The organism is Aquirufa regiilacus (assembly GCF_032470275.1).
GTDB classification, from domain to species: Bacteria; Bacteroidota; Bacteroidia; order Cytophagales; family Spirosomataceae; genus Aquirufa; species Aquirufa regiilacus.
Genome location: NZ_JAVNWW010000002.1, coordinates 349,443 through 356,487, shown reverse-complemented (window position 1 = coordinate 356,487; position 7,045 = coordinate 349,443). Strand labels below are relative to the sequence as shown.

Annotated in this window: 8 protein-coding genes; 2 read left to right on the top strand and 6 right to left on the bottom strand. The window is 41.5% G+C overall.

Translation table 11 applies throughout. The features are described from left to right. The first annotated feature begins 68 nt into the window (after positions 1 to 68). Both PQG45_RS07550 and PQG45_RS07545 read left to right on the top strand, forming a co-directional pair. The gene (locus tag PQG45_RS07550) at positions 69 to 383 is read left to right on the top strand and encodes a transposase (RefSeq protein ID WP_130895643.1); all 315 of its coding nucleotides are present in this window, start codon (positions 69 to 71) and stop codon (positions 381 to 383) included. Continuing rightward, complete coding sequence (locus PQG45_RS07545) at positions 380 to 1,387, top strand: IS3 family transposase (protein WP_236633171.1); 1,008 nt, start codon at positions 380 to 382, stop codon at positions 1,385 to 1,387. Before PQG45_RS07550 ends, PQG45_RS07545 begins: the two co-directional genes overlap by 4 nt. On the opposite strand, the gene PQG45_RS07540 is transcribed toward PQG45_RS07545, so the two are convergent. From PQG45_RS07540 to PQG45_RS07515, 6 genes are all read right to left on the bottom strand, one after another. Beyond that, on the bottom strand, positions 1,354 to 1,530 hold the full coding sequence (locus PQG45_RS07540) for a DUF6702 family protein (RefSeq protein ID WP_316070595.1): 177 nt from the start codon (positions 1,528 to 1,530) through the stop codon (positions 1,354 to 1,356). The two genes, PQG45_RS07545 and PQG45_RS07540, sit on opposite strands and share 34 nt — an antisense overlap. 32 nt (positions 1,531 to 1,562) lie before the next feature. Beyond that, entirely contained in the window at positions 1,563 to 2,933 is a 1,371-nt protein-coding gene (gene rseP, locus PQG45_RS07535) for an RIP metalloprotease RseP (protein WP_315575063.1), read from the bottom strand. Between the two features lie 3 nt (positions 2,934 to 2,936). Beyond that, positions 2,937 to 4,097: a 1-deoxy-D-xylulose-5-phosphate reductoisomerase gene (locus PQG45_RS07530; protein WP_315575061.1), complete on the bottom strand. Its 1,161-nt coding sequence runs from the start codon at positions 4,095 to 4,097 to the stop codon at positions 2,937 to 2,939. Further along, on the bottom strand, positions 4,094 to 4,696 hold the full coding sequence (locus tag PQG45_RS07525; RefSeq protein WP_316070594.1) for a rhomboid family intramembrane serine protease: 603 nt from the start codon (positions 4,694 to 4,696) through the stop codon (positions 4,094 to 4,096). The genes PQG45_RS07530 and PQG45_RS07525 overlap by 4 nt, the downstream gene beginning before the upstream one ends. 71 nt (positions 4,697 to 4,767) lie before the next feature. Next, complete coding sequence (locus PQG45_RS07520) at positions 4,768 to 5,745, bottom strand: polyprenyl synthetase family protein (RefSeq protein WP_315575058.1); 978 nt, start codon at positions 5,743 to 5,745, stop codon at positions 4,768 to 4,770. Positions 5,746 to 5,747: 2 nt separating this feature from the next. Then, positions 5,748 to 6,962, bottom strand: coding sequence for an NADH-quinone oxidoreductase subunit D (locus PQG45_RS07515; RefSeq protein WP_315575056.1), 1,215 nt, complete (start codon positions 6,960 to 6,962; stop codon positions 5,748 to 5,750). Between the last annotated feature and the right edge of the window lie 83 nt (positions 6,963 to 7,045).

Below are 7,045 nucleotides of genomic sequence, written 5' to 3'. Positions count from 1 at the left end.
TGTACTAACCCCCTAATAGACTGGACTAAATTTTAAAAAGAGTTTAGAACCAATTAAATTAGGGAACTATGAAAAGAGAAAGAAGAATTTTCAGTCCGGAGGATCGCTTAGCTATTCTTCAAGAAGGACAGCGAGAAGGCAATGTTGTTACTTGTCGGAAGTATCATTTATCACCTAGTCTATATGCTAAGTGGAGGACTAAATACCTTTCCAAAGGAGTTGAAGGGTTAAAGTCTGCCTATAAGCGAATAGATCCAGAGCTTAGAGCTTTGGAAGAAGAAAACGAACGATTGAAACGAATTATCGCTCGACAAGCATTGGAGATAGAATTCAAATCAGAGCTTTTAAAAAAAAGCCCTGTGCTAACCAAGACAAGAAGATGATCGTCTCACAATACATTCAACAGGCTCCTACACGTATGCTTTTATCTTGGTCTAACCTTCCTTCCAGCGTTTACTATTATAAGTCTACAGGTGGAAAACCGGGCGTTAAAGCCAGTTCTCATACGTGGAAACAAGATGGAGAGAAGGTCGAAAATCAGATCGTTATCGAGCAAATTAAAGACATCCTCTCGCAAGAATTTTGCTGCTACGGGTATGAAAATGTAACAGGGGAATTACGCAAGCTTGATTATTACATTAACAAGAAAAAAGTTTACCGATTAATGGACGAACACAACCTGCTTTTGGGTAAAGTGATACGAACCAGCGGCAAACGCAAGTTTGTCCAGCACCGTAAGATTCAGGCTTCCTATCCAATGGAATACCTATGCCTAGACATTAAATACGTCTATGTACACGGCGAAAAAAGAAACTTTTACTTGCTAACAATCATCGATGTCTTTTCTCGTAAAATCGTGGATCAGATATTTCAAAAAAGCATCAAACAAATTGATGTCATCAATGCATTTAGACGAATAAACAACGAATACGGAATCAAAGGAGTAACCATTCGAAATGACAATGGATCTCAATTTATCGCCAACAACGTAAAGCAATACCTTCGCACAGCGGAAGCCAATCAAGAGTTCACTCACATCGCAACACCGGAAGAAAATTCCTACATCGAAGCCTTTCATTCCATCATTCAGCGGGAAGTAATCGAACGTTACGAATTCACGGGGTTTTATGATGCAAAACAAACAATATTCGCACACACCATCTGGTATAACACCCGAAGATTCCACAAAGCAATCAAAATGACACCCATTGAAAAATGGGAACAAAATATCCACATCACGAACCAAAAACGTCTCGAACAAAATTTATCCGAAAACCAAAACGAAAATGTGGATGATTTAAATCAAAATTATAAATACTTTAGACAAAATTTAAACCCAAAAACAAACAATTATTACACAACTCTTTCAACAAATGTGTCCAAGTAATTAGGGGTTGGTACAAGACCTTGCTCCAAGTCATCTTGAAATAAACGAATACTGATTTCCCAGACTTTTTCTTTGGGGTTATAAACACACTCGCCCACACTTGAGTGGAAAGGATGTACGTTTCCGAAGAGTGGAAAAGTCATGAAAAACAATAAGATAAGCCCTTTTTTCAATGCTAGAAAAATGCTTTAACTAGATCGTTCCCAAATGTGTAAGCCATTAAAGCAAGCAAAATAATCATGCCTACTTGTTGGGCCCGCTCCAATACTTTTTCCGATGCCGGCTTACCTGTTATCATTTCGTAAAGCAAGAAAATCGCGTGTCCACCATCCAAAGCAGGAATAGGCAGAATATTCATGAAAGCTAATGCCATGGACAATAAGCCTGTCAACATCCAAAAACGATTCCAATCCCATACACCCCCAAACATCTGAGCAATTCCGATAGGTCCACTCAAGGCTTTTGATGCTGACACATCGCCCGTTGCAATCTTTTTGAACCCACGAACATTATCCGAAATGACTGAGAATGCGCGGCCTGTCCCAATACTCAATGACTGAGCAAACGTATAGTCTTCGTGTGTTGTTTTGATCAACAATTCAGGAAGAAACCCAATTTGTCCACTTTTTGAAACCACCATGGATAAGGTATCCGATTTACCTTGGCGGTTAATGGCTAATTTAATAGGCTTACCCGCTTCTTTCCCTAAAACTTCCTTGATCTCATGGTAGAATTGAATCGTTTGTCCATTCACCGCTGTAATGTAATCACCCGCTTTTAAGCCTGCTGAAAACGCTGGCAATAACTCGCCATCTTGACTCCCGGGTTCTTCTGGCGCTGCAACTTCAGCCACTTTAAACGCAGCCATCGGTTCGATGAAAGCCGCCTTTTTATCACTTAATTTCTCGATGAAATTGGATGGAATTTTGACTTCAATTTCTTGACCATCACGCAAGACGGTGTAAGATGAATTTTCGCCCAACAAGACATCCGACGTGCGTAAATCAGCCAATGATGTATAATCAGCCCCATTGACTTTGACAACCTTATCTCCTGTTTTTAAACCAATTTGTTTACCTAATTCCAAAGCGACAATGCCGTTCTTATTCAACTCATCCTTCGAAATAAAGTTGTTTCCATTGGAGAAAGTCAAGGCAACAAAAATAACAACGCCTGTAATGATATTGACGATAACGCCACCTAACATCACGATAAGTCGTTGGTAGGCGGGTTTCGCACGAAACTCCCAAGGCTCAGGTTCTTTCGCTAAAGTTGCAGCATCTTGCGTTTCATCAATCATACCTGCTATTGACACATAACCACCGAGGGGAAACCAACCTAAACCATATTCCGTATCGCCCACTTTTTTCTTAAAAATCGCGAAGTTTAAAACCGTTGGAATCGGGAATAAAAAGTCGAAAAACAGATAAAATTTTTCCACGCGCATCTTAAACCATTTGGCTGTGATGAAGTGCCCAAACTCATGTAATGTTACTAAAATCGACAGCCCCAAGATTAGCTGTCCTGCCATAATCAAACCTTCCATACCTTATTTATTTTGTTGTTTAACCCATAATTGGGCCATTTCTCTCGTTAATTTATCTGTTGTAATATAGTCCTCTAAGCTTGGATTGAGCAAAAAAGTTCCCTTAGCCATGCAATCGGCAAGTAAATCAGACATTTCTAAAAAGCCAATTTCATCTTTTAAAAAGGCCGCTACCGCTACTTCATTCGCAGCATTTAAGATACAAGGCATATTACCCCCTTGATCTAAGGCTTGAAAAGCCAAACCTAAGTTTCGGAATGTTTCCAAATCCGGTTGCTCAAAAGTCAGTGAGGCGAAATTCCTAAAATCAAATCGAGGAAAATCGGCCTGCATGCGTTTGGGATAACCTAAAGCAAATTGAATGGGTAATTTCATATCAGGTAAACCAAGCTGGGCTTTAATAGACCCATCTTCAAACTGAACCAAGGAATGCACAATGGATTGAGGATGTACCACCACATCAATTTGAGAGGCTTTCACATCAAACAACCAAGCCGCCTCAATAACCTCTAAGCCCTTGTTCATTAAACTAGCCGAGTCGATCGTAATCTTTGCTCCCATCGACCAATTCGGGTGTTTTAAAGCTTGAGCCCGAGTTACTTGTTCCAAATCCGCTCGTTTCTTCCCTCGAAAGGGTCCACCAGATGCGGTTAAAATAACTTTCTCAATGGGGTTATGTGACTCGCCCATGAGGCATTGAAATATTGCCGAATGTTCTGAATCCACTGGCAAAATAGGAACTCCCATTTCGCGCGCCAAAGGCATAATCAAAGAACCTGCTACCACAAGCGTTTCCTTGTTGGCCAGCGCAATCGGCTTCCCTGCTTTGATCGCCTTCACCGTAGGCAGCAAACCCGCATAACCTACTAAAGCCGTCAAAACTATATCGACATTGTCTAAACAAACGACTTCTTGCAAGGCATCCGCACCGGCAAGTACCTGTATAGAAGTACCCGAAAGGGCTTTCTTCACAAAGGCATATTTTAGCTCATCCCCAATGACCACATGGCTAGGATTAAATTGCAAGGCTTGCTCGACCAATAAATCTGCATTCGATTGTGCGGTTAACACCGATACCGAGAAGGCATCCGAATGTTGCATCACAACATCCAACGCTTGCGTTCCGATGGAACCCGTCGAACCTAAAATCGCTATTCTTTTCATCCGAGCATCGCCATTATTTGTTGAATAAACTCAATCCAGGTGGAAGGGCGGGTCAATGTGATAAACAGCACACCAAAAAGCCCCCCATATAAATGTGCGGAATGATTAACATAGTCTCGCCCCTTTCGGTCCATCGCAATGGAATACCAGGTAAATAAGCCAGCATAGATAAATCCAGGGATCCCAAGAACCCCGAAGAGATATATTTTCTCTGTGGGGAAAAACATAATTCCCGCAAAAATAACCGCAGAAACGGCACCTGAAGCACCCAAAGAGTTAAAATAAGAATTATTTCGCTGTTTGAAATAGGTAGGTAAATCCGCCACCAAAATGGCAAGCAAATAAAATACCACATAGACATAGCCTCCATTCCCCGGAAAAATAATGGAGAAGATATACTCCAATTGTGTCCCAAAAAAGTAAAAGGAGAATAAATTAAAGAACAAATGGGTGAAGTCGGCATGTATAAAACCAGAAGTCAAAAACCGCCAATATTCTTGTTTTTTATTGATTCGATAGGGAGACATTGTCATCGCATCTAACCAGGCTGGCTTTTGCCAAGCAAGGAGCGAAATCGCGACCGTAATGGCCATCAACATGAAACTGAGTGAATTTGTATTCCCCATCGAATGTGGGCGATGCCCATTAAAATTTAGCCTACAAAACTACATTAAACTTCCCGATCAACCAACCCCGCTAAGAATTTCCCTAAGGCCTCTTGCTGTGCTGTTTGCAGGTTTAGTTGGTCTATCGCCTGAAAGGCTTGATCAAAATACTGATTAATTTTTGCCTCGGTCTCATTGCGTATCCCCAGATCTGTATAAAGCTGAGTAATTGCTGCCACTTTTTCAACTGGGTTCGGATTGTTTGCCGCTAACCAGTGATTCAAGGTATCAAGCGCCTCCCCTTGTGCTGTTTCAAGGGCACGAATCAATAAATACGTTTTCTTATTGGCCAAAATATCGCCTCCAACTTGTTTCCCGAATTTCTCAGGATCGCCGTAAACATCGAGCAAATCATCTTTTAATTGAAAACCTAAACCGATGCATTCGCCAATTTCATAAAGAATTTTTGCTTTAGCAGTGTCAACTCCAGCCAAAATACCCCCCATCTCCATCGATAAACCAATCAATACGGATGTTTTCAAACGGATCATTTCGATGTATTCATCCACCGTAACGGTAGATCGACTTTCGAAATTCATGTCCATTTGCTGGCCTTCACACACCTCCGCTGCCGTCCGGTTAAACCGCGTAATCAAATGTTGGTATTCCCCTAATGACAAATGCTGACATTGATTCAAGTATTGATAGGCATTTACGAGCATGACATCTCCCGATAAAATCGCGATATTATCATTCCACTTTTCATGCACCGTTTGCTTTCCACGACGTAAAGGAGCCTTATCCATGATGTCATCATGCATCAGGGTGAAATTGTGAAAAATCTCGATTGAAAGAGCCGTAGGAACGACCTTTTTCCAATCTGCTTTAAACAAGGAATAGGACAATAAACAAAGCACGGGACGAATCCGCTTGCCGCCCAATTGCATCAAATAGCGAATAGGATCATACAACTCTTGTGGAGAATCTCCCAAGGATTGTTGTTTAATTTCGGCTTCAAGCGCGGGCAAAAATTCTTGTATCATAATTATCGATCTACTTCGCCCATGACTAAATCCATGGATCCAATGATAGCCACTAAGTCGGCCAAATAAGCACCTCTAGCTAAATCCGGAATCACCGACAAATGATGAAAGGAGCATGCGCGCACTTTCACACGTGACGGGATATCCGATTTGCCATCGGCACGAATGTAAAACCCTAATTCTCCCTTAGGGTTTTCTGCTCGGGCATAAATATCTTGAGCAACAGGTCTAATTTTCTTGGGAACAAATTCTTGTGGGTCAAATGCCTTCGTTCGTGCATGTTCGCCCGTTAATGCCGACAAGCATTGTTCGATGATTCGAAGCGATTCAATGCATTCGAGTACACGCACGTGATTTCGATCCCAACAATCACCCGTTTGGCCTTTTAACCCTTCCCCTACTGGAACATCAAATTCCAATTCCGGATAAACGGAATAGGCATCTACTTTTCGTAAGTCAAACGCTAAACCTGAACCGCGTAATACAGGGCCTGTGCAGCCATAATTTATTGCTAGATTTAAAGGCAATACGCCGATATTAGCTGTACGCTTAATAAAAATCGAATTTTCTTCAACGATTTTTTGAACCTCAGCAATTGTATTTTTGATGACAGGGACTAATTCCGCTGTACGCTCTTCGAAACCAACAGGAAGGTCATAGAACAAACCACCTACCCAGACGTAATTATAGAGCATTCGAGCTCCCGAAAGCCATTCCAACAGACGTTGAATATGTTCCCGATCGCGCATTAACCATAAAAAAGGGGTATATGCTCCGATGTCTAATCCATAGGTTCCTATTGCCACAAAATGAGATGCAATTCGGTTTAATTCAGCAACCAAAACCCGAATGTATTCAATCCGTTTGGGAAGCGTCCCCGATATTCCAAGCATTTTCTCAATTCCCATGACATAGGCATGCTCTGAATTCATGGAGGCCATGTAATCAAGACGGTCTACGTAGGGAATGATTTGATTAAAGGGAAGTGCTTCGGCGTGTTTTTCGAAACAACGATGTAAATAACCCAAATGCGGGACTACATCTACGACCAATTCTCCGTCCGAGATGACTTCCAGGCGCAAAACACCATGTGTAGATGGGTGCTGTGGGCCGAGCGAAATCAACATTTCCTCCGATTTCAGATCAGCGAGCTGATACTGATTCGGGTCGGAATCTTGAAAATTATGGGGAAGAAATTCGTATTGAATGGAATTCATTGAACAAAAATGTAGAAAGTATCTCACATTTAAAAGCCTCGGAAGTTGAGTAGGCGAAGATTATCAATTATTTATCAGATATT